The sequence below is a fragment of the Pelovirga terrestris genome (genome assembly GCF_014773365.1).
GTDB classification, from domain to species: Bacteria; Desulfobacterota; Desulfuromonadia; order Desulfuromonadales; family Geopsychrobacteraceae; genus Pelovirga; species Pelovirga terrestris.
Genome location: NZ_JACWUN010000038.1, coordinates 1 through 1,227, shown reverse-complemented (window position 1 = coordinate 1,227; position 1,227 = coordinate 1). Strand labels below are relative to the sequence as shown.

The 1,227-nt window shown below is 52.3% G+C and carries 1 protein-coding gene; it reads right to left on the bottom strand.

Features of this window, described 5'->3' with window-relative positions:
• Positions 1–19: 19 nt before the first annotated feature.
• Positions 20–1,152, bottom strand: a protein-coding gene (locus ICT70_RS14765; RefSeq protein ID WP_224747096.1) for an IS630 family transposase whose coding sequence is annotated in 2 segments (ribosomal slippage) — positions 20–720 and positions 720–1,152 — 1,134 coding nt in all. Because the reading frame shifts where the segments join, the coding sequence is not laid out codon by codon here.
• Positions 1,153–1,227: the final 75 nt, after the last annotated feature.

The following is a 1,227-nucleotide window of genomic DNA, read 5'->3' as shown; positions in this document are numbered from 1 at the left end:
CCCTAGTACCTTGTAACAGTTATAAATTCGGATAAAGTCGCGTCAGCTTGATCCTGGCGTCAGCGGTTGTGAACTGCCAGTTAATTTTCTTCGTTTTGCTGTTGCGGTGACTTTCCCAGGCCGCGACCTCAGCTTGCATGGTCACCATCTCGGCAATACGACGATTGAGGCATTGCCCTTTTAGCACGCTGAGTTCGATTTCGGCCATGTTCAGCCAGCTTCCATGTTTGGGCGTGTAATGGATGTCCAACCGCTCCGCCAAACGCCGAGCCTCCTTGGGTTCGAATGTTTCATAAAGTGAGGCGATATTGTGTGTATTCAGATTGTCCATCACCAACCGCACCTGAATGGCCTCGGGATAACGCTCGTCAAGCATCTGCTTGATCTGTTGCGCCCAGTCTTTCCGGGTTCGACGCTCAGTTATCGCAACATGACGTCTGCCAGCCAAGGGTTCAACTTCCATAAAGATTTCGGCGACACCGTGTCTGACGTATTCGTCATCCATCCGCTTCGGCTGTCCTGGCTTGCAGGGTATTGGCGTATGGACTTCGCCAATCAGTTGCTTGCTGGATTCGTCCATGCACACCACTGGGTAATCGGGATCATACGGCAGATGATAGACTTCCAGAATATCCTCCATCGCCGCTACGAAGGCCGCACTGCCTTGTGGTGGGATTTTCCAGTATTTGCTGAGGTGAGGCTTAAGTTCGTTTTTTTTAAAACCCGTTGCACGGTCATATGCGAAACGGATGATGCAAATTTCAGTTCCACAGCCTTGTCAGCAAGCAGTCGGACTGTCCAGCGATCAAATCCCTCTGGGGCATCGGAACATGCCAAGGCGATTAACCGTGCTTCAAACGCTCCATCAAAAAGAACCTCGCGCGGCGGCTTTTCTCTGGGCTTACGCTCCAAGGCGACCTCAATGCCTTCCTCTACAAAGCGTTGCTTGAGGTGCTCAATGGTGCGCGGCGTGACGCCCAGCGCGACAGCAACATTGGCAACGGTCCATGCCGGCCCGTCAGGGCCTGCATCGCAGAGCAGCAGCGCACGGGCATGGATGAACTTTTTTGCCCCGGTTTTCCCGTTCCGGGTTAACGCTTCGAGATCTTTACGTTCTTGCTTTGTCAGAGTGACTCGGTATCTCGGTGCCATGGCAGCCTCCTTGGGTTGCCATGATTATACAACAGTCCGCATATTTACGAAACTTTAAATGTTACACGGTACTAG